The organism is Eggerthella sinensis (assembly GCF_003339815.1).
Taxonomy (GTDB): domain Bacteria; phylum Actinomycetota; class Coriobacteriia; order Coriobacteriales; family Eggerthellaceae; genus Eggerthella; species Eggerthella sinensis.
Genome location: NZ_PPTT01000015.1, coordinates 1 through 20,498 on the forward strand (window position 1 = coordinate 1; position 20,498 = coordinate 20,498).

A 20,498-nucleotide genomic window follows, 5' to 3' on the forward strand; every position below is an offset into this window, starting at 1 on the left:
CTCCCAGGGCGCGCCAAAAGAGCGCCTCACTCCCAAAACCCCACCTCCCGCACGCCTTCCAGCACGTCTTCCGCGGGCAGCAGCGTCGCGTCCGCCACGTCCATCCCGGTTTCGTCCAAAAAGCGCCTCACCAGGTGGTAGCCGCAGGCGTATCCGGCGCAGTACGGCAGGCCGACGGTGGCGTATCCCTGCGCGGCGGCGATGTCGTCGCCGTAGAGGTACGCCGACAGCGCGGCCATGCCCTGCACGTCGAGGGCCTCGTGCATGACGGGCTTGAGGGCGTCCAACGCATCGGCGCTCGTCTTCGTCACCCAGGGGCCGGCGAATTCTTCGCCGTACAGCGCGACGGCGAAGTTCTCGGCGAGACCTTCGCTCACCATCATCTCGCCCAAGGTGATGTCGTTGCTCCAGGCGATGAACTGGAAGCGCACGTTGTGGTTCGTCTCGTGGGCAAGGGCGGCGGGCAGGCGGCGCATCGTTTCGGCCGAGGGGACGAGCCATGCTAGCACGTAGCCGGGGATGCCGCCATCGCCGCAGTACCCTTCGCTCGCGGCAAGCGCGGGATTGTCGGGATTGCCCAGCAGCAGGGAGAACAGGTAGTCCTGCGTCGGCAGCGCGATGCCGCGCTCGGCGAACCGGGCAAGCGAGCGCTCGACGGCCTGCCGGCTCGCGTCCCACAGCGCGTCGTCGCCGAGCAGCGCCACGGCGTCCGCCCAGCTCTCGTCCACGCGCTCGGGCGGCAGAATGCCCAGCATCTCGCTCGCCATCACCACGTCGTAGCCGCCGGGCTGCGTCGCGCGCAGCGGCACGTGGTAGCAATCCCATTTCGCTTTGAGCGGCGCCATGAGCTCGTGGCGGTAGAGGTCGGCGCGTTTCTCGGGCGGGGCCGCCATCATGCGGGCGTACGACCCTGCAGAGCGCAGGGCGCGCACGGTTGGCGAGGAAACGGTCATGGAAGTCCTTTCGTCGGGGTGTATCGGGAGGCCCATCCTACGCTCTCACGTCGCGTGAGAGTCAACACCTCGTCACCTGCGCTGCATCCCCGCCAACCAACAGGGCTATAATGAGCCGCAACTCACCGAGTAAGGAGGAGCTCCTATGATCGTGCTTGCCATCGTGATCGCGCTGATCGCGGTTCTCGTGCTTGTGCTGGTGGTGAACGCCGTGCGGCTCAAGCCGACGCCCGTCACCGACCCGCTGCCGCAAAGCGACGCGCGCGGCGACGAGGCCTCGGTCGCGCGTTTCCAGGAGATGCTGCGCTGCGCCACCGTGTGGGACCTGCACAACCCGGACGCCGACCGTTCCGCGTTCGACGACTTCGTCCCGCTGCTGCAGCGCCTGTATCCGCGCGTGTTCGACAGCCTCGAGCTCGAGCTGATCGACGGGTACGGCATCTCGCTGTTGTGGAAGGGCTCCGACCGCGCGCTCGCGCCCGTCGTGCTCATGGCGCACCACGACGTGGTGCCCGCCGACGCGTCCGAGTGGACGCACGATCCCTTCGCCGCCGACATCGTCGACGGGAAGATCTACGCGCGCGGCGCGGTGGACACGAAGTGCATCTGGGCGGCGCTCATGGAAGCCACCGACGGGCTGCTCGCGCAGGGCTACGTGCCGCCGCGCGACATCTACTTCTTCTCGTCGAACACCGAGGAGGACGGTGGCGACACGGCGCCCCACATGGTGGAGCACCTCAAGGCCATCGGCCGCGTGCCGTATATGGTGCTCGACGAGGGCGGTGCGGTCATCGACAACCCGCCGCTCGGCGTGACGGGCGAGTTCGCCGTCGTGGGCGTTGCCGAGAAGGGCATCTTCGACGCCTTCATCACCACGAGCGCCGAGGGCGGGCACGCCGCCATGCCGTCGCTCAAGGACGCCACCGCCAAGCTCGTCGCGGGCCTCGATGCGGTGCAGCAGAACCCGCCGGCCGCGAAGCTGTCCGCCCCAGTCGCGGCGATGCTGCGCGAGCTCGCCTCGCACGGCAGCTGGGCCTTGCGCCTCGTGTTCGCCAACCTCTGGCTGTTCAGGCCCGTGGTCATCCGCATCATGAAGGGCGACCCCGAGACGGCCGCCATGGTGCGCACCACCTACGCGCTCACGCAGCTCGAAGGCAGCCCGGCGCACAACGTCATTCCGAAGCAGGCGAAGGCCACGGTGAACGTGCGCGTCGACCCCGGCGAGACGGTGGACACCGCCTTCGCGCGCATCAAGGAGCGCTTCGACGAGGGTACTGCGTACGAGTTGGCCGAGGTGAGCGAGCCGTCGCCCATCGCGCCGTTCCACGATGACCCCGCCTACGACTACCTGCGCCGCGTCATCCACAGCGTGTACCCCTCCGCGGGCATCGCGCCCTACGTGCAAACCAGCTGCAGCGACGCGCGCCGCTTCCACCGCATCTGCCCGCGCACGTACCGCTTCGCGGGCATCCTGTTCAAAGGCGACCAGCGCAACCGCGTGCACGGCCAAGACGAGAACCTCGACGTGGACAGCTATGTGAAGGGCATCGGCTTCTATACGGAGTTCATCCGCAATCTCGACGCGTTAGGGAAGTGAGGCAGCATGGCTGCAACCAAGGGGGTCGCCTCGGCGGCGAAGCAGGGGAAGTTCTTCTACGGGTGGTGGATCGTCGCGGGCGGCTTTCTCATCATGTCGACGTGCTACACGGTGTTCGTGAACTGCATCCCGCTGTTCCAGACGCACATCGTGGAGGACCTCGGCATCACGGTGGGCCAGTTCAACACCGGCGTGTCCATCACCACGGTGGTGGCGGTGCTGGCCTCGCTCGTCATCGGCAAGCTCACCGACACGGTGAGCGCGCGGGTGCTGGCGGCAACCACCATCATCACGAGCTCGGTGGTGCTCGTGGGACTGTCGTTCATCACGGCGGTGTGGCAGCTCTACGCGCTGTGCGTCGTCGCCGGCATGGTGGTGGTGGCCGGCACGCGCCTGTTGGTGTCGGTGCTCATCTCCAACTGGTTCACGCTCAAGCGCGGCCTGGCTGTGTCCGTCGCGCTGGCGGGATCGGGCGTGGGCGGCGTGGTGCTGTCGCCGGTGACCAGCGCGATGATCGTCGGCTACGGCTGGCGTCCCGCGTTCCTGCTGCTGGCGGTCATCTGCCTCGTGGCGTCGCTGCCCCTCGCGCTGGCCACGTTCCGCACGCGTCCGAGCGATGTGGGGCTCGAGCCCTTCGGTGCGGGCCAGGTGGAGCAGGCGAAGGCCGACCGTTCGCCCGACGCGGTGGTGACGGTGTCCATCGGTTGGAAGGTGCTGCGGAAAAGCGCGTGCTTCTGGCTGCTCGTCATCGGCTTCGTCATGATGGGCGTGACGAACGGCGCCATCATCACGAACTCCATCGCCAACATGACCTCGGTGGTGGTGGACGGCGTCGAGGTGGTTTCGGGCGGGCACGACACGCTGTGGGCCGGCAGCGTGTGGTCGTTCTATCTGGCCGTGGTCATCGTGGCGAAGGTGTCGCTCGGCGCCATCTACGACCGCTGGGGCATGAAGACGGGCACCATCCTGGGCACCCTCATGTCGGTGGCGGCCGGCGTCGCGCTGTGCTTCCCGGCCACCGATGCGGGCCCGATCCTCGCGTGCCTGTTCTTCGGGTTCGCCACGTGCATGGGCACGGTGGCGCCGCCCATCATGGTGGTGAAGGAGTTCGGCAAGAAGGACCTCGGCACCATCGTGGGCATCGTCACGGCGTTCGAGATGCTGGGCGCGGCCATCGGCTCGGTGGCGTCGGGCATCATGTTCGACGCGTACCTGTCGTTCGTGCCCGTGTGGATCATGGTGATCGTGGCATCGGTGCTGATGGGCGTGACGCTGCTGGCGTCGATTCCCGCGGCGCGCCGCCTCGTGGCCAGGCGTGTTGCCGAGGGCGCGCCCGAGCTGGACGCCGAAGGGTTCGAAATCGGCGCGTAACGGTCAGCGCTTGACTAAAACATAGTATTACAGTAGGATTTAGCGCGACACACAGGAAGCCCGCGCCGCGGGCGCAGACGGGAAAGCAGGCGCATCATGACCGTGTACCAAAGCGTCGCCGAGCTCATCGGCAACACGCCGCTCGTGGAGCTCGTGAACTACGAGGCGAACAACAATCTGGAAGCCACCATCGTGGGCAAGGTGGAGTCGTTCAACCCGGCCGGCTCCATCAAGGACCGCATCGCGAAGGCGATGATCGACGACGCGCTGGAGCGCGGCGTGATCGACAGCGACACGGTGCTCATTGAGCCCACCTCGGGCAACACCGGCATCGGCCTGGCGGCCATCGCCGCCGCGCGCGGCATGCGCCTCATCATCGCCATGCCCGAGACCATGTCCATCGAGCGCCGCAACCTCATGAAGGCCTACGGTGCCGAACTCGTGCTGACCGACGGCGCGCTGGGGATGAAGGGCGCCATCGCGCGCGCCGACGAACTGGCGGCCGAGATTCCCAACTCGTTCATCGTGGGTCAGTTCACGAACCCGGCGAACCCGGCCATCCACGAGGTGACCACGGGCCCCGAGATTTGGGAAGCAACCGACGGCCAGGTCGATATCTTCGTGGCGGGCGTGGGCACGGGCGGCACGGTGAGCGGCACGGGCGCCTACCTCAAGCGCATGAACCCCGACGTGCAGGTGGTGGCTGTGGAGCCGGCGTCGTCGCCGGTGCTGTCCGAGGGCCGCGCGGGCGCGCACAAGATCCAGGGCATCGGCGCGGGCTTCGTGCCCGACACGCTGGACACCGCGGTGTACGACGAGGTGATCGCCGTCGAGGACGAGGACGCGTTCGCCGTGGGCCGCGAGCTTGCCGCGAAGGAAGGCCTGCTCGTGGGCATCTCGTCCGGCGCGGCCGTGGCCGCCGCCACCGAGCTGGCCCGCCGCCCCGAGAACAAGGGCAAGACCATCGTCGTCATCCTCCCCGACACCGGCGAGCGCTACCTCACCACCGCGATGTTCGGGTTCTAACAGCGGCGAACCCAACGCGAAGGGCCCCGCGGCATGCCGCGGGGCCCTTCGTCATACGTACCTATTGTCGCCCGAAACGTACGGTTTTTCGCCCAAAACCGTACGTTTCGGGCGACGGTGACGTCGAGGGCGGCTGCGCCGGAACGCTATTCGCCTTCGATGGCGTCGATGGCGTCGATCACGGTGCCGCGGAAGCCATCCTTCTCGAGGGCGGCGACGCCCTTGATGGTGGTGCCGCCGGGCGAGCAGACGGCGTCCTTCATCGCGCCGGGGTGCGTGCCGGTTTCCAGGTGCAGCTTGGCGGTGCCCATCATCATCTGCGCCGCAAGGCGGTAGGCGGTCGCGCGCGGCAGGCCGTGCTTCACGCCGGCGTCGCCGAGCGCTTCGAGGAACATCGCGGCGAACGCGGGGCCGCACCCGGCGACGGAGCTTGCGGTGGACAGCAGCTTGCCGTCCACCCATTCGATGAGGGCGATCTGGCCGAACAGGTTCTCGAACGCCTGCAGCTCCTCGTCGCTGAGCGAGTGGCGCTGCTCGCAGGCCACCACGCCCGCGCCCACGGCGATGGGCGTGTTGGGGATGGTGCTGAGGTGGCGGCTGTTCGGCGCGAGGATGTTCTCGTAGAACGCGAAGTCGCACCCGGCGGCCACCGAGATCACGGCCTTGTCGGCCAAGAGATCGCGCACAGGCTGAACCACCTGCTCGACGAGGTAGGGCTTCACGGCGAGGATGACGAAGTCGCTCGCCTCGACCACCTCGCGCGCGTCGCGATGGGCGTTGACCCCCAGCTTCTCGGCCGTGGCCTGCAGCTTGTCGAAGTGCGCGGCGCACGCGTGGATGTGCGCGCCCTCGAGTGCGCCCGAGCTTACGAGGCCCTGCGCCATCGCCTGCGCCATGTTGCCGAAGCCGATGAAGCCGACCTCGATGCTTGCGGTGTCCGTCATGCGGTAGTCCTTTCGTCGCGCTCACGTTTTTGCTGGCATCGATTGTACGCCAGCCGCGCCCTCGCTCCAAACGACGATTTCGTGACGCAGGGAAGCAACGCGCGAGATGGTACAATCGCGTGAGGGGCTGGAAGTGGGGAAGAGGCGTAGATGGACACGAAAAACCTGGCGGCATTCAAGGCCGTTTACGAAGCTGGCAGCATCACGAAAGCCGCTGCGCAGCTCTATATCACGCAGCCCGGGCTCTCGAAGGCCGTCCTCCGTCTCGAAGCCGAATTCGGGCGCATGCTGTTCGAGCGGACGAGCAAGGGCGTGGTTCCCACGGTGTTCGCCGAGGCACTGTATGCGAAGGTGGACAAACTGGTGGCGCTATTGGACGCTATCGAGCAGGACGCGTCGGCGCGCGGCGGGCGTCACGCGCTGTCCGTAGCATCCACGGTGGGGGTGATGCTGTATGTGGGCTTGCGCTTCAACGACGACTTCCAGGCATTGCATCCCGACGTCGAACTGATCGTGGAGGAGGGCAGCGATCGGCGCGTGGAGGAGCAGCTGGCATCCGGCGCGGTCGACGTGGCCTTCCTGGCGGGTCCCGTCGACTATGGGCGCTACGACGCGTGGCCGTTCAGTCGACATCGGCATGTGCTCGAGGTGAATGCGGGCGGCCCTTTGGCGAACCGCGAATTCGTCACGCACGCCGACCTGGACGGCTTGAGCGTTGCTCTGCTCTCGCGCGACTACGCGCCCTATCGCAACAACCTGCGCTGGCTCGCCGAGGCCGATGCCGAGCCCGCGCGGCTGATCGAGGTTATCGAGGGGTTCACCGGCAGCCAGATGGTCGCCGATGGGACGGCCGTCAGCATCACTACTGATTACTCGTCCGCTATGCGCGCCGCCCCGGAAGTGGTGGCGATTCCCTTCGAAAACGAGGCGTGCTCTTACGACGTGTATCTGGTGAAGCGCAAAGGAGAGGTGCTCGATGCCGACGCCGAAGCGTTTCGGACGTTCGCTCTCGCATGGATAGAGTCCCATCGAGACGAGCTGTTCGTGGGGGAACACTCGGTGTTTTGGTGAGGTTCGACGGGCTCATCCGCCATAACATTCGGTTATGACGGGTATTCCCACTCGTCTGTTCCCGGCGTGCGTTTCGGTGGGTATGCTCTTCTTGTTCGTATTGAAAACGACAAGGAGGGTTCGTCATGACGAATGGATTGACCAGGAGAAACTTTCTGACCACGGCAGGGTTGGCCGGCATTGCCGCAGCGGGGATGGGGCTTGCAGGCTGCGCCCCGAAGGCGGCGGGCGCAGTCGAGGGCGCGGCAAGCGCGGCAGCGACGGGAGCCGCGGGCGCAGGCGGTACCGTGCCCGCTTCGTGGGACGAGGAATGCGACGTTTTAGTGCTCGGTGCCGGCGGGGCGGGCGCGTCGGCGGCGCTGGCGGCGACGAAGGCGGGCGCGAGCGTGATCGTGCTCGACTCGCAGGCTTCCAACAATTTCAACGCCACTTCCATCTGCAAAGGCAACTTCTGCGTCGTGGGATCCGACGAGCAGAAAGCGCTCGGCATCGAGGACTCGGTTGAGAAGTTCCTGGAAGACGCCCTTGCAAACGGCAATTCGGATGGCAATGTCATCCGGGCGAATCGTGAAGACGCTATCAGGGTGTTTGCCGAGAACAGCGCGCGCGGGTATCAGCTGCTCAAGGAGCTGGGCGTTGAGTTTCCCGATCCGTATATGCAGGTGGGTCATTCGCTTCTGCGCTGCCATGTGGTCGACAACGCAAAGATGCTGCAGCTCCTGACGGATGCGAGCAAGAAAGCCGGTGCCGACTATCAGTTCGAGACCGAGTTCACGAAGCTCGTGCGCGATGGCTCCGGAACGGTTATGGGTGCCATCGCCGTCAAGGACGGCAAGGAAAAGGCGTTCAAGGCGAAAAAGGCCGTTTTAATGTGCACGGGGTCGTTCGTACGCAATGTGGAACTGGTTGAGGAATGCGCCATGGGCTTCAGCAAGATCCCGCTGTTCACGGGCGAGGGCCTGACGGGAGCCGGGCATCTGGCGCTCATGGATATGGGCGGTGCCTTATGGGGGCGCGAATGTATCTACGCATGCGAGGGAGATTCGGAAGACGGGAAGGCATACACGGAGATGTGCCTGTTCGGCGCGATTGTCACCGACCTGTCCGGCAACCGGTTCTTCGATGACGGTCAGTACTGGACCAATGCGCGAACGCGCGCTGTGGTGGCGAAAGCCAAGCAGGAAGGAAACGAGAAGTTCCAAACATGGCAGGTGTTCGACCAGGCGGCGTACGATCGCGCGGTTGAGAATGGTCCGAGCAACGGTATCTATCCCGAGAACGAGTCGTACTTTATCAAGGCCGACACCATCGAGGAACTTGCCGAAGCCATCAACGCGCCCGATCTTCCAGCCACCCTTGCCAAGTACAATGAGGACATCGCCAACGGCGGTGACACGCAGTTCGGCCGAGTGTATTGGAACGGCGTCGGGACTCCGACCCCTGTCGCGCTTGACCAGGCCCCATACTACGCATACGCCAGCTTCCCGCACCTGCTGTACACGCCGTGCACCGGCTTCATGATCAACGGCGATTGCCAGGTGCTCGGTCAGTACGGCGAGGAACCCATCGGCGGTGGGCGGCTGTTCGCGGCGGGCGAGATCATCACGCGCTCCATCGTGGGTAACCATTATATGGTGGGTGCCGGTATCGGGTCGTGCACCACGCTCGGTATGGTGATCGGAGAGAAGGCGGCCGCGCTCGATCCTTGGGAGTAGGTGTCAGACCATCCTACGAAGGAGTATACCCCCTCCTATCCTTCGCTTTTCGGTCCGCGGCCCCGACAAGGGGCTGCGGGCTTTCGTCGAGAAAGGAATTGCCATGGAACACGCATGCAAGATCACGGTTTTGGAGATACGGGTGTTTCCCGAGTTGCAGGAGAAGTACCTGGCCGATCCGCTGGCGGGCGCGTGTCCGTGCTTCGAGCCTGGTCAGGAGTTTTTGTTCGAGCGAAACGCCGAGCATGACGACTTCTGGCACTTCGGCGGCGACCGCGACCCGAAGTTCCCCTGCGCGGAAGCGTGGGATTGCATAAGTCGTTTCGTCTACGCGGCGTTGCAGGGCGGCTCCATCATGCGGGGATGGACGAACGACGAGAAGATGATGATCGCCTGCTGCAACGACGGCACGCGCCCCGTCATCTTCAAGATCGAACGAGTCGATATCGAGTGACGGGGCGCGCGGGGTGGGGCGGGAACAAGGGCCGAGGGGTGCGGGCTACGCGGTTGCCTGCTCGGCTTCCTCCGCGTCGCCGACCGTTTTGTCGGCCGAGCGGGCGAGGATGTTCGCGTAGACGGCCCCCGAGATGTTGTGCCACACGCTGAACACGGCACCGGGCACCGCGGCCAGCGGCATAGCCGCGAAGTGCACGGTGGCAAGCGAGGTTGCCAGTCCCGAGTTCTGCATGCCCACCTCGATGGACAGGGTGCGCATCTGCGCCTTCGACAGGCGCAGCGCCTTGCCCGTCAGGTAGCCCAGGGCGTATCCCAGCACGTTGTGCAGCATGACCACCACGATGATGAGCGGCCCCACGGTGAGCAGCTTCGCCTGGTTCGCCGCCACCACGGCCATGATGATGAGCGAGATGCCGATCACCGACACGAGCGGCAGCACGCTTGCGCACGTTGCCGCCACCTTCTCGAAGAAGTAGTTGATGAGGAAGCCCACGGCGATGGGCACGAGCACCACCTGCACGATGGACAGGAACATGTCCACCACGTTCACGTCGACGGTTTGTCCGGCGAACAGCAGCACGAGCAGCGGCGTGACAACGGGCGCCATGATGGTGGTGCAAGCGGTCATGCCCACGGACAGCGCCACGTCGCCCTTCGCGAGGTACGTCATGACGTTGGAGCTCGTGCCGCCGGGGCACGAGCCCACGAGGATCACGCCCACGGCCAGCTCGGCCGGCAGCTGGAACACGACGGTGAGCAGAAACGCGAGCACCGGCATGATGACGAACTGCGCGATGATGCCCGTGATGACGGCCTTCGGCTTGGTGAACACCACCTTGAAGTCGGCCAGCTTGAGCGTCATGCCCATGCCGAACATGACGATGCCGAGGAGGATGTTCACGTAGCTCGTCTTCACAACGGACGATACGGGGCCGGGAAAGACCAGGGCGATAATCGCAACGATGAGCGCGATGATCGCCATGTACTTTCCGGCGTAGTCGCTGATCTTGGCAAGGGTTTTCATGCGTATCCTTTCGGGACGGGGGAGCGGGTCTCGAAAAGTATACTGCCGACATAGGCTTTGGGGAAGAAATTAGTTTGACAATCTAAGGAATTCCGGCGGAAGGCGCAGGTCGGCACTCAAAGACGCGGGCTGAGTCCCCGTCGCGCCCAAGGGATTGGGGTCGGGCGCGACGGAGGGGGCGTGCTATGCTTGGGCGATCTGCTGGTCGAGGAGGCGCTCGAGGGTGCGCCAGGCCAGCTCGGCGCATTTGACGCGCGCGGGCATGCGGGCGATGGATTGGAGCTCGGCGGCCTCGTCGAGGTCTTCGCGCTCCTCGTCGGTGAGCGGCTTGCCCTTGATCATGTCGAGGTAGAGGCCGGCGAGGCGACGGGCTTCGTCAACCGTCTCGCCCGTGACGAGGTCGGCCATCATGTCGGCGGCGGCCTGGCTCACGGCGCAGCCGTGGCCGGTGAACGCGGCCTCCTCGATGACGTCGCCGTTGAGGCGCAGCGCGAGCGTGAGCTCGTCGCCGCAGCTGGGGTTCACGCCGTCGTGCGTGCACGTGGGCTCGTCCATCTCGTACTTGTAGTCGGGGTGCGCGTTGTGCTCCATGAGCGCCGCGGTGTAGATGCTAGCCATTGAAGGTCCTCCAGACGGTGTCCAAGCCGGCGATGAGCGCGTCGATGTCGCCTTCGTCGTTGTAGAACGCAAGCGAGGCGCGGCAGCATGACTCCACCCCGAGCCACGCGAGCAGCGGCTGCGCGCAGTGATGGCCTGCCCGGATGGCCACGTTCTGCTCGTCGAGGATGCTCGCCACGTCGTGCGGGTGGATGCCGCGCACGTTGAAGCTGATGGCGCCATGGTGCTGCGCGGGGTCGGGATGCCCGATGATCTCGAGGTAGGGAAGCGCGGCCATGCGCTCCATCGCGGCGCGGACGAGCGCCTGCTCGCGCGCCTGCAACGCATCCCAGCCGATGTCCTCGAGGTAGCCGAGCGCGGCCGAGGTGGCCACGATGCCGGCGGCGTCCTGCGTGCCGGCCTCGAACTTCTCGGGCACGGGCGCCCATACGGCGTCGGTCTCGGTGACCGAGGAGATCATCTCGCCGCCCGTGAGGAAGGGCGGCATGGCCTCGAGCAGCGCGAGCTTGCCCCACAGCACGCCGATGCCGAAGGGGCCGAGCGCTTTATGCGCCGAGAACGCGAAGAAATCCGCACCGAGGTTCTGCACGTCAACCGGCATGTGCGGCACCGATTGCGCGCCGTCCACCACGAGGTAGCCGCCGTGGGCGTGCACGCGCTCGGCCATGGCGTTGACCGGGTTCTCGATGCCGAGGACGTTCGACACCTGGGCCGCCGCGACGATCTTCGTGCGCGGGCCGATTTTCGCGTCAAGCTCCTCGGGCGTGATCACGCCGTTCTCGTCGGGGTACAGGTACACGAGGCGCGCGCCCGCCGCGCGGCACGTCTGCTGCCAGGGAATGAGGTTCGAGTGGTGCTCCATGATGGTGATGCACACCTCGTCGCCCGGCTCGAGCACGGTGGGGGCGAAGGCGTGCGCCACGAGGTTGAGCGCCTCGCTCGCGTTGCGGGTGAACACGATCTCGCGCGGGTCCGCCGCGCCGATGAAGCGCGCGATATGGGCGCGCGCCGCTTCGATGGCCTCGGTGGCCTCGACCGACAGGCGGTACAGGCCGCGCAGGGCGTTCGCGTTCATGTCCTCGTAGAACGCGCGCTGCGCGTCGAGGGCCACGGCGGGGCGCTGCGCGGTGGCCGCGCTGTCGAGGAAGGCGAGGTCGGGGTTCGCGGCGAGCAGGGGAAAGTCGGCGCGGTAGGGGTTCGCGGCGATACGTGCGCTCATCGGGACGCCTCCTCGATACGCACGCCGCGCTGCGCGGCGAGGCGGCCGACGGCGGCGCGGGTGCGCGGGTCGGGCGCGGTGAGGGCGGCTTCCTCGAACGTGGCGGTGATGAACAGGCGCTCGGCGTCGTCGGGGGAGATGCCGCGGCTGGCCAGGTAGAACAGCTGCTTCGGCGCCACGTGTCCGATGGTGGCGCCGTGGTTGCCGGCCACGTCGTCCTCGTCGCAGAGGATGACGGGCACGGTGCGGTTCACCACGCGCTCGTCGGCCAGCAGCACCGTCTCCTGCTCGGAGCCCTCGGAGCCCTTGCAGCCGTGCACCAGCTCGATGGTGCCGCGCAGCGTCTTGACGGATTCGCCCGCCAGCACGCCGTTCGCGTCGAGGTTGCACACGGTGCGCCGTCCGCGCTGATGGGCCACGTAGTTGAAGTCGCGCGTCTCGTGCGCGTGCCCCAGGTAGCGCGTGTCGATGTCGAGGCGCGCGTCGTCGCCGCGCAGGTCGGCCGCGAGCCCCGTGTAGGCGCGCCCGGCTCCCAGCACCGTGTGGCGCAGCTGCACGCGGGCGCGCTCGTCGAGCACGATGCCCGCGTCGTCGAGCACGATCCAGCTGTCGTCGAGCGTCTGCGTGCTCACGACGTCCACGCGCGCGTCGGCGCCGGCGAACACGCGTAGCCGCGTGCCCACGACGCCCGCGCCTTGCACGGGCGAATCGAGCCCGATGGCAAGGGAGAGAAACGATCCGGGAGCAGCCACGACGTCGATGGCCGCCGCGTTGGCCGCGCCGTCCACGCCCTCGACGCGCACCGTCGCGCAGGTGCGCTCGCCCGGACGGGTGGCGAACACGATGGGCTCGCCCGCCAGGTATTCGAGGTACTCGGAAGCCTCGGGTCCCATCCCGGTGGAAAAGACGTCGGCAGCAGAAAGGTACCGGGACTCAAAAGCCTCCACCTGAAAGGCGGAAAGAGCCTGCTCGTCGATGGCTGCCCCTTCCCCTATGGCTGCAGTGGGGCTTTCCTGGTCGTCAACCTGGTGCGCAGCCGATGTCGGGAGGCTTGCGGGTTCAACCGAGGAGACCTCTGAATCGGCCGCGCGCTCGACGGGTTGATCCCCGGGTTCGCCGGCGGCCATGGAGGGAGTGGCGGCCAAAGCTTCCTCGAACGCCCCGGCTTCTCCCCGCAGCCCTTCCTCTGCCTGCACTTCCACGCTCTGTGCGGCTTCCAGTGCGGGCAGCTCTATGTCCACGTCGTTCATGCCCAGGCGGTGCCAGGTGGGGGCGGGCAGGGCGTTCGCGTGTTCTATCGTGAGGGTTTCCATTATCCGATGGCCCCTTCCATTTCAAGCTTGATCAGGTTGTTCATTTCCACGGCGTACTCGAGCGGCAGCTCCTTCGACACGGGGTCGGCGAAGCCGTTCACAATCATCGTGCGCGCTTCCTCCTCCGACACACCGCGGCTCATGAGGTAGAACACCTTGTCGTCGCCGATGCGGCCGATGGTGGCTTCGTGGCCGATGTCCACGTGCTTGCAGCGGATGTCCATGGCGGGGATGGTGTCCGAGCGGCTCAAGTCGTCGAGCATGAGCGACTGGCACGACACGCTTGCGGCCGAGCCCTTCGCGTTCTCGGTGGCCACGATGGACGAGCGGAACGTGGAGATGCCGCCGCCCTTCGAGATGGACTTCGTCTCCACGGTAGCCGACGTGTCGGGCGCGGCCAGCACCGCCTTGCAGCCGGTGTCGAGGTTCTGTCCCGCGCCGGCGAACGTGATGCCCGTGAAGCTGGACGTGGCCCCCCGGCCGGCCAGGATGGACATGGGGTAGAGGTAGCCCACGTGGCTGCCGAACGACCCGCTGATCCACTCGACGGCCCCGCCTTCCTGCACGACGGCGCGCTTCGTGTTGAGGTTGTACATGTTCTTCGACCAGTTCTCGATGGTCGAGTACCGAAGCGTCGCGCGCTTGCCCACGAACAGCTCCACCGCGCCGGCGTGCAGGTTCGCCACGTTGTACTTCGGCGCCGAGCAGCCCTCGATGAAGTGCAGGCTCGCGTCGTCCTCCACGATGATGAGCGTGTGCTCGAACTGCCCCGCGCCCTTCGCGTTGAGGCGGAAGTAGCTCTGCAGCGGGAAGTCGAGCTTGACGCCCTTCGGCACGTAGACGAACGAGCCGCCGCTCCACACCGCGCCGTGCAGCGCGGCGAACTTGTGGTCGGTGGGCGGGATGAGCGTCATGAACTTCTCGCGGATGAGCGCCTCCCACTGCGGCTCGCGCAGGGCCTCTTCGATGCCCGAATACACGATGCCCATGTCGGAGGCCGTTTTCTGCATGTTGTGGTACACGAGCTCGGAGTCGTACTGCGCGCCGACGCCGGCCAGATACTCACGCTCGGCCTCGGGGATGCCGAGGCGGTCGAACGTGTTCTTCACGTCGTCGGGCAGGCTGTCCCAATCGCTCTGCTGGTCGGTGTTCGGCTTCACGTACGTCACGATGTGGTCCATGTCGAGGCCCTCGAGGCCGGGGCCCCAGTCGGGTGCCAGCATGCGCTGATACGTGTCGAGCGACTTCAGGCGGAAGTCGAGCATCCAGGCGGGCTCGTCCTTCTTCGCCGAAATCTCGCGGACGATGTCGGGCGTGAGGCCCGCGTCGAGGCGGTCGAAGCCCTCTTCGCTGTCGGTGAAGTCGTAGATGGTGCGGTCGATGTCCTCGACGTAGGTGCGGTTTCCAGATGGCATGAGCGGCTCCTAGCGAGCGAGGGCGAACGCGGATTCGAACTGCTCGAAGCCCTCCGCATCGATTGCATCGATGAGCGACGCGTCGCCTTCGGCCACGATGCGGCCGCGCACCATGACGTGCACGCGGTCGACGTCGAGGTGCTCGAGGATGCGCGTGTTGTGGGTGATCACCACGAGCGCGCCGCCCGTCTGTCGGCGATACGCGTCGATGCCGCGCGACACCACGCCGAGCGCGTCCACGTCAAGGCCCGAGTCCGTCTCGTCGAGGATGGCCAGCTTCGGCTCGAGCAGCAGCAGCTGCAGCATCTCGAGCTTCTTCTTCTCGCCGCCCGAGAAGCCCACGCCCAGCTCGCGGTCGAGGTAGGCCGGGTCCATGTCCAGCTCGTCGGCCAGTGCGCGCACAAGCTTCCGGAACTGCTTGCCCTTCAGCTCCTTGCCGTCGCGGCCTGCCACGGTGGCGCGCAGGAAGCTGGACAGCGGCACGCCGGGGATTTCCACCGGCGCCTGGAAGCTGAGGAAGAGCCCCGCGCGCGAGCGCTTGTCGGGGGAGAGTTCGGTGATGTCCTGGCCGTCGAACTCGATGGAGCCGCCGTCGACGCGGTAGGCGTTGTCGCCCATGACGACGTGGCCGAGCGTCGATTTGCCGGCGCCGTTCGGACCCATGATCACATGGGTCTCGCCCGGTCGCACGGCGAGGTCGATATCGTGCAGGATGGGGGTTTCATCCGCCGAGGCCGAAAGCCCGCGGAGGGAGAGGAGCGTATCGCGCGTCGTGGTCGTCATGTGAGGTGCCTTTCGTTAATCATATAGTTTTGCTAGGATTAAGATAAAGACAAGCGGAGAATTGTCAAGACTTAATCCTACTTATTTGCTAGAATTAACCGAAACCGAGTGCATGAAGCGAGGTGCAGGTGGAGCGCGGGGTGCTTCCCGTTTTCTTGGCGCGGGGTAATGCTTGCGGGTGAAGCGTTTTGCGCCGCGCCGAGCGCACGCCGCGTCCATCACGGATCGGCGCGGCTCGCGCCGCTTTGCCCGCAAGCGCAACCCCGCGCCAAGAGGGGGGGCGCCCCGCCCTGCGCCAAGAAAAAAGCGGGGTGGAGCCGACCCGCGCTTTCCACCCTAGCGTGCCCTTCGCGCGTGCTCGGGCCGGGCGCTTCGGTCGTGAATCATCGGTTGAGAGAAGGTTGACCTCCGGTCGGGGGCGGGAAGGACGGACGAATGCTCGTATCGACGAAAGGACGCTACGCGCTCAGGCTCATGGTGTGCGTGGCGCAGAGCGGCGCGGGCGGCAAGGTGGCGCTGCGCGAAGCGTCGGAGCGCGAGGGCATCTCCCTCAAGTACCTCGAGCAGCTGGCCCGTCCGCTCGTGCAGGCCGGCCTGCTGCGCAGCGTGCGCGGCAAGGGCGGCGGCTACGCGCTCGCGCAGGAGGCGTCCGCCATCAAGGCGGGCGACGTGCTGCGCGCTGTGGAGAGCACCACCGCGCCCGTGGCGTGCCTCGACCTCGAGCAGGGCGCAACCTGCCCGCGCGCGAAGGCGTGCACCACGGTGCGCTTCTGGGCCGGTCTCGACGGCGTCATCGAGCAGTACGTGGACGGCGTGACGCTGGCGGATTTGGCGGGAGGCCCGGTAGTTTCTATCTAACGCCCTGATGACGGGCCTACAACGAGTTACCCCATGATGACTTTCCCCCTTCGGAAACCCGCTGCGCGACTCATACAATGACCTGATAGCGTAGCCAGGGTTCCACCGAAGGAGTTACATGAAACGGGTTATTGTGATTGGGGCCGGCGTGGCCGGCCTTGCGTCCGCTGTGCGGTTGCAGCATGCCGGATACGAGGTGACGCTGTTCGAGAAGGAGCCGCTCGTGGGCGGCAAGATGAACCAGATTCGCGAAGACGGGTTCACCTTCGACGTGGGTCCCACCATCGTCATGATGCCCGAGCTGTACCGCGAGGTGTTCGAAACGTGCGGGCGCGACGCGGACGACTACATCCCCATGGAGAAGGTCGAGCCGCTCATGGACATCTCCTTCGGCCCGAACGACCGCCTGCGCCTCTCGAACGACCTCGCGTCCATCACCTCCACCATCGAAGCCATCAGCGAGCGCGACGCGCAGGGCTACTTCGAGTACCTGGCGCTGCTCTACAAGCGCTACCTCATCGCGAAGGACAACTTCCTGCAGCGCTCCTTCCGCACGCCGAGCGACTTCTACAACCTGAAAAGCCTGGTGGCGGGCTTTCGGCTGCACACGCTGGGCGACGCGTACTCCTCGGTGGCGCGCCATGTGCACGACGACCGCCTGCGCAAGGCGCTCGCGTTCCAGACCCTCTACATCGGCATCTCGCCGTTCGAGGGGCCGTCGCTGTACATGATCATCCCCATGATCGAGCTGCTGTACGGCGTGTGGTTCATGAAGGGCGGCATGTACACCATGGCGCAGGGCCTCGGCCGGCTGTTCCTCGAACAGGGCGGCGACCTGCGCACCTCCACGCCGGTCGAGCGCATCGTGATCGAGAACGGGTGCGCGTGCGGGGTGGAAGCCGGCGGCGCGGTGCACTACGCCGACTACATCGTGTGCGACGCCGATTTCCCCTACGCCATGAAGGACCTCGTCGACGACCCGGCGGCGCGCGGCAAGTACACGCCCCGCAAGATCGACGAGATGGAGTACTCCTGCTCGTGCTTCATCCTCTACCTGGGCCTCGACACGTGCTACCCCGCCGAAACCGTGCACTCCATCCGGTTCGCCGAAGACTTCGAGCGCAACGTCGACGACATCTTCGACGACGCGTCCTTCCCCGAGGACCCCTCGTTCTACGTCTACGCGCCCACCACCCTCGATCGCTCGCTCGCGCCCGAGGGCTGCTCCGCGCTGTACGTCCTGGTCCCCGTGCCGCCGCTGTCGCCCGCGTCGCCGGCGTGGACCCCCGACGAGGTGGCGACGTACCGCAACCGGGTGCTCGACCTCATGGAGCACGAGACCGTGTACGAGGACGTGCGCGATCACATCGTGTTCGAGCGGACGTACACGCCCGTGGATTTCGCCGAGCGCTTCAACGCCTACGACGGCGCGACGTTCGGCCTGCGCCCGACGCTCATGCAGAGCAACTACTGGCGGCCGCACAACAAGGCCGCCGACTGCAATCGGCTGTACTTCTGCGGCAGCAGCGTCCATCCGGGGGCGGGGGTGCCCATCGTGCTGCTCAGCGCGAAGCTTGCGGTGGAGGAGTTGGTGCGCGATGACCACACGTCCTAGCCTCTTCGCCGAGCGCGCCGACGACTTCGCCTGGTGCGAAGACGTCATCAGGCGAAACTCGCACAGCTTTTACCGCGCGTTTTCGCTGCTGCCCCTCGAGAAGCGCCAGGGCGTCTACGCGCTGTACGCGTTCTGCCGCCAGGCCGACGACTGCGTCGACCGCGATGCGAGTCGACCGCAGCTCGAGCGCCTGCACGCCGACCTCGAGGGCTTTTTCGCGGGCCGCGTGCCCGACGCGCCGCTGTGGCGCGCGCTCGACGCCGTGTGCGCGACGTTCGACGTGGACGAGCCGCCCTTCTTCGACATGCTGGAGGGGCAGCGGCGCGACCTGGCGTTCCGGCAGCCCGAAACCATGCGCGACCTCGAGGAGTACGGCTACTACGTGGCCGGGTCGGTGGGGCTCATGCTGCTGCCGCTGCTCCGGGCGCACGCGCCCATCGACGAGGAGCTGCGGGAAAGCGCCGTGGCGCTCGGCGTGGCCATGCAGCTGACGAACATCCTGCGCGACGTGGGCGAGGACCTCGACCACGGTCGCGTGTACCTGCCGCTCGACGTGCTCGAAGCGGCTTCGTATCCGCCCGCGCGCCTGCGGGCGCACGCCGTCGACCCGGCGTTTCGCGACGCGTGGGAGGCGGTGGCGCGCCGCTCGGAAGAGCTGTACCGCCCCATGGAGCGCGACGTGTTCGAGCTGGACGACGACAGCAGGCTGCCCACGCTGTCGTCGCTGTACCTGTACCGCGGCATCCTCGATCAGGTGCGCGCCGACGACTATCAATGCTTCGAGCATCGCAACGCCGTGCCGAAGGACGCCGCGGCGCAGCTGGTGGGACAGGCGCAGGCCGCGTTGGAAGGAAGACGATGATGGAAAACGTTCTGGGTTTGGGCGCGTCGCTCGCCTTCGTGCTGGCGGTGCTCGGCGCGTCGAGCCTCGCCGCGCGCCGCGGCGCCTCGCAGGAGGCCACGCGCAAGCTCGTGCATATCGCATTGGGCGGTTGGTGGCTCATCGCGGCGTGGTTCTTCACCTCGGCCGTGTGGGCTGCCGTGCTGCCGGCCACGTTCATCCTGGTGAACGCGTACGCGTACCGCAAGCAGAAGCTGTCGTTCATGGGACGCGACGGTGGCGAGGACACCCCGGGCACCGTGTACTACGCCGTGTCGCTCACGGCGCTCGCGCTGTTCTCGTTCGGCATCGGCGTCCCCTACGTGGGCGCGCTCGGCGTGTTCTGCATGGCCTTCGGCGACGGGTTCGCCGCCGTGCTGGGCAAGCGGTTCGGGAAGCGCGTGATCGCGGGATGCTGCGGCAAGACGCTCGTGGGCAGCGCGACGATGCTGGCCGTGAGCTTCGCGGCGTGCGCGATCGTTCTGCTGGCGCCGGCCCCGTTCGGCGCGGACGGCGCGCTCGGGGCGCCCTTCGGCGCGTTCGCGCCGGTGGGACCGGTGGCGAGCTCGCTGTTGGCCGCCGCGCTCTTGGCGGCTCTCGCCGCGGCCATCGAGCTGTTCTCCGTCGAGGGGCTCGACAACCTGTTCGTGCCGCTGGGCGTGTCGGGCCTGTTCGTCGTGCTGTTCCTGCCCGCCGCGGCCTACACGCCGGCGCTCGTGGGCATGCTGCTGTCGGGCGCGGTGGCGCTCGCGTCGTTCCGCCTGCGGCTGCTCACCGTGCCGGGCGGCCTCGGCGCCGTAGCCGTGGGAACGCTCGCGTTCGCCATCGGCGGGTGGCCGCTGTGGCTGCTGCTCATGTGGTTCTTCGGCAGCTCGAACATCGCGTCGAAGCTCATGGCGCGCGTGGCGGTCAAGCGGGACGGCGGGGTGCGCGCGGCGCGCAAGCACGGCGGCCCGCGCAAGCTGCGTCAAGTGCTGGCGAACAGCGTGCCCTTCCTCGTCTGCGCGCTCGCGTACACGGCGACGGGCGACCCGTGGCTGCTCATCCTGGCTTCGGGCGCGCTGGCTGCGAGCACGGCCGACACCTGGGCGTCCGAGGTGGGCATGTACAGCAAGCGCCCGCCCGTGAACATCCTCACGCGCGAGATGATGCCGCGCGGGCTGTCGGGCGGCGTGAGCCCGCTCGGCCTCGGGGCCACCGTTGTCGGCGCCGCGTCCTCCGCGTTCCTCGCCATGCTGCTGTTCCATACGTTCGGCTACGCCATACCCACCGGCCCCAGCGCGTTCCTCTTCATCGTGGCGTGCGGCGTGGTGGGCTCGCTCGTGGACAGCATGCTGGGTGTGCTCATGCAGGCGAAGTACCGCAGCTCGGAGGGCGACGACGCGGTGATCGTGGAAACGCCGCCGAGCGATGCGACCGACGGCGCGCTCGTGTCCGGCTACGCTTGGGTGACGAACGACGCGGTGAACCTCATGAGCGGCATCGCGGTGGTGCTGCTCGGGTTGCTCGTGGTGCTGTGACGCGGCGTTGCGGACGTTCTGTGGCTTGCCGGTAACGTTTGGGTGAAGTGCGTGAGGCCTCCACATCCCTTCGGTATGTTCAAGGGGAGAGGCCGACGCACCGCGTCGGCGCGAGACCAT

The 20,498-nt window shown here is 66.8% G+C and carries 18 protein-coding genes; 10 read left to right on the forward strand and 8 right to left on the reverse strand.

Going from position 1 to position 20,498, the window contains the following annotated elements; translation table 11 throughout:
* Positions 1 to 26: 26 nt before the first annotated feature.
* Positions 27 to 953 carry a DUF2268 domain-containing putative Zn-dependent protease gene (locus C1876_RS09440; RefSeq protein WP_114546480.1) on the reverse strand — a complete coding sequence of 309 codons (927 nt, stop codon included), beginning with the start codon at positions 951 to 953 and terminating at the stop codon, positions 27 to 29.
* Between the two features lie 145 nt (positions 954 to 1,098).
* Between C1876_RS09440 and C1876_RS09445 the strand changes: the two genes are divergently transcribed.
* From C1876_RS09445 to cysK, 3 genes are all read left to right on the forward strand, one after another.
* The gene (locus tag C1876_RS09445; protein ID WP_114546481.1) at positions 1,099 to 2,550 is read left to right on the forward strand and encodes a M20/M25/M40 family metallo-hydrolase; all 1,452 of its coding nucleotides are present in this window, start codon (positions 1,099 to 1,101) and stop codon (positions 2,548 to 2,550) included.
* Between the two features lie 6 nt (positions 2,551 to 2,556).
* Positions 2,557 to 3,921, forward strand: a complete 1,365-nt coding sequence (locus tag C1876_RS09450; RefSeq protein WP_114546482.1) for an MFS transporter — start codon at positions 2,557 to 2,559, stop codon at positions 3,919 to 3,921.
* 96 nt (positions 3,922 to 4,017) lie between these two features.
* Positions 4,018 to 4,947 carry a cysteine synthase A gene (cysK, locus tag C1876_RS09455; protein WP_114546483.1) on the forward strand — a complete coding sequence of 310 codons (930 nt, stop codon included), beginning with the start codon at positions 4,018 to 4,020 and terminating at the stop codon, positions 4,945 to 4,947.
* A 146-nt stretch (positions 4,948 to 5,093) separates the two neighbouring features.
* Here the strand turns inward: cysK and proC are convergent, their stop codons facing one another.
* On the reverse strand, positions 5,094 to 5,891 hold the full coding sequence (gene proC / locus C1876_RS09460) for a pyrroline-5-carboxylate reductase (protein ID WP_114546484.1): 798 nt from the start codon (positions 5,889 to 5,891) through the stop codon (positions 5,094 to 5,096).
* 150 nt (positions 5,892 to 6,041) lie between these two features.
* Between proC and C1876_RS09465 the strand changes: the two genes are divergently transcribed.
* The 3 genes from C1876_RS09465 (at position 6,042) to C1876_RS09475 (ending at position 9,131) form a co-directional block, all read left to right on the forward strand.
* On the forward strand, positions 6,042 to 6,962 hold the full coding sequence (locus C1876_RS09465) for a LysR family transcriptional regulator (protein WP_114546485.1): 921 nt from the start codon (positions 6,042 to 6,044) through the stop codon (positions 6,960 to 6,962).
* A 125-nt stretch (positions 6,963 to 7,087) separates the two neighbouring features.
* Entirely contained in the window at positions 7,088 to 8,677 is a 1,590-nt protein-coding gene (locus C1876_RS09470; RefSeq protein WP_114546486.1) for an FAD-dependent oxidoreductase, read from the forward strand.
* Between the two features lie 103 nt (positions 8,678 to 8,780).
* Positions 8,781 to 9,131, forward strand: coding sequence for a TIGR04076 family protein (locus C1876_RS09475; protein WP_114546487.1), 351 nt, complete (start codon positions 8,781 to 8,783; stop codon positions 9,129 to 9,131).
* 45 nt (positions 9,132 to 9,176) lie between these two features.
* On the opposite strand, the gene C1876_RS09480 is transcribed toward C1876_RS09475, so the two are convergent.
* The 6 genes from C1876_RS09480 to sufC form a co-directional block, all read right to left on the reverse strand.
* Positions 9,177 to 10,157 (reverse strand): bile acid:sodium symporter family protein, encoded by a 981-nt coding sequence (locus tag C1876_RS09480; RefSeq protein ID WP_114546488.1) that lies wholly within the window; start codon positions 10,155 to 10,157, stop codon positions 9,177 to 9,179.
* 183 nt (positions 10,158 to 10,340) lie between these two features.
* Positions 10,341 to 10,775 carry a Fe-S cluster assembly sulfur transfer protein SufU gene (sufU, locus tag C1876_RS09485; protein WP_114546489.1) on the reverse strand — a complete coding sequence of 145 codons (435 nt, stop codon included), beginning with the start codon at positions 10,773 to 10,775 and terminating at the stop codon, positions 10,341 to 10,343.
* A complete protein-coding gene (locus C1876_RS09490; RefSeq protein WP_114546490.1) occupies positions 10,768 to 11,994 on the reverse strand; it encodes an aminotransferase class V-fold PLP-dependent enzyme in 1,227 nt (408 codons plus the stop codon). Before C1876_RS09490 ends, sufU begins: the two co-directional genes overlap by 8 nt.
* Positions 11,991 to 13,307, reverse strand: coding sequence for a SufB/SufD family protein (locus tag C1876_RS09495; RefSeq protein WP_114546491.1), 1,317 nt, complete (start codon positions 13,305 to 13,307; stop codon positions 11,991 to 11,993). Before C1876_RS09495 ends, C1876_RS09490 begins: the two co-directional genes overlap by 4 nt.
* Entirely contained in the window at positions 13,307 to 14,722 is a 1,416-nt protein-coding gene (gene sufB / locus C1876_RS09500; protein WP_114546492.1) for a Fe-S cluster assembly protein SufB, read from the reverse strand. The genes C1876_RS09495 and sufB overlap by 1 nt, the downstream gene beginning before the upstream one ends.
* A gap of 9 nt (positions 14,723 to 14,731) precedes the next feature.
* On the reverse strand, positions 14,732 to 15,505 hold the full coding sequence (gene sufC, locus C1876_RS09505) for a Fe-S cluster assembly ATPase SufC (protein WP_114546493.1): 774 nt from the start codon (positions 15,503 to 15,505) through the stop codon (positions 14,732 to 14,734).
* Positions 15,506 to 15,940: 435 nt separating this feature from the next.
* On the opposite strand from sufC, the gene C1876_RS09510 reads away from it, so the two are divergent.
* The 4 genes from C1876_RS09510 (at position 15,941) to C1876_RS09525 (ending at position 20,378) form a co-directional block, all read left to right on the forward strand.
* Positions 15,941 to 16,363: an RrF2 family transcriptional regulator gene (locus tag C1876_RS09510; protein WP_114546494.1), complete on the forward strand. Its 423-nt coding sequence runs from the start codon at positions 15,941 to 15,943 to the stop codon at positions 16,361 to 16,363.
* Between the two features lie 118 nt (positions 16,364 to 16,481).
* Positions 16,482 to 17,978, forward strand: a complete 1,497-nt coding sequence (locus C1876_RS09515) for a phytoene desaturase family protein (RefSeq protein WP_114546495.1) — start codon at positions 16,482 to 16,484, stop codon at positions 17,976 to 17,978.
* On the forward strand, positions 17,962 to 18,840 hold the full coding sequence (locus C1876_RS09520) for a phytoene/squalene synthase family protein (protein ID WP_114546496.1): 879 nt from the start codon (positions 17,962 to 17,964) through the stop codon (positions 18,838 to 18,840). The genes C1876_RS09515 and C1876_RS09520 overlap by 17 nt, the downstream gene beginning before the upstream one ends.
* Complete coding sequence (locus tag C1876_RS09525; RefSeq protein WP_114546497.1) at positions 18,837 to 20,378, forward strand: DUF92 domain-containing protein; 1,542 nt, start codon at positions 18,837 to 18,839, stop codon at positions 20,376 to 20,378. Before C1876_RS09520 ends, C1876_RS09525 begins: the two co-directional genes overlap by 4 nt.
* Positions 20,379 to 20,498: the final 120 nt, after the last annotated feature.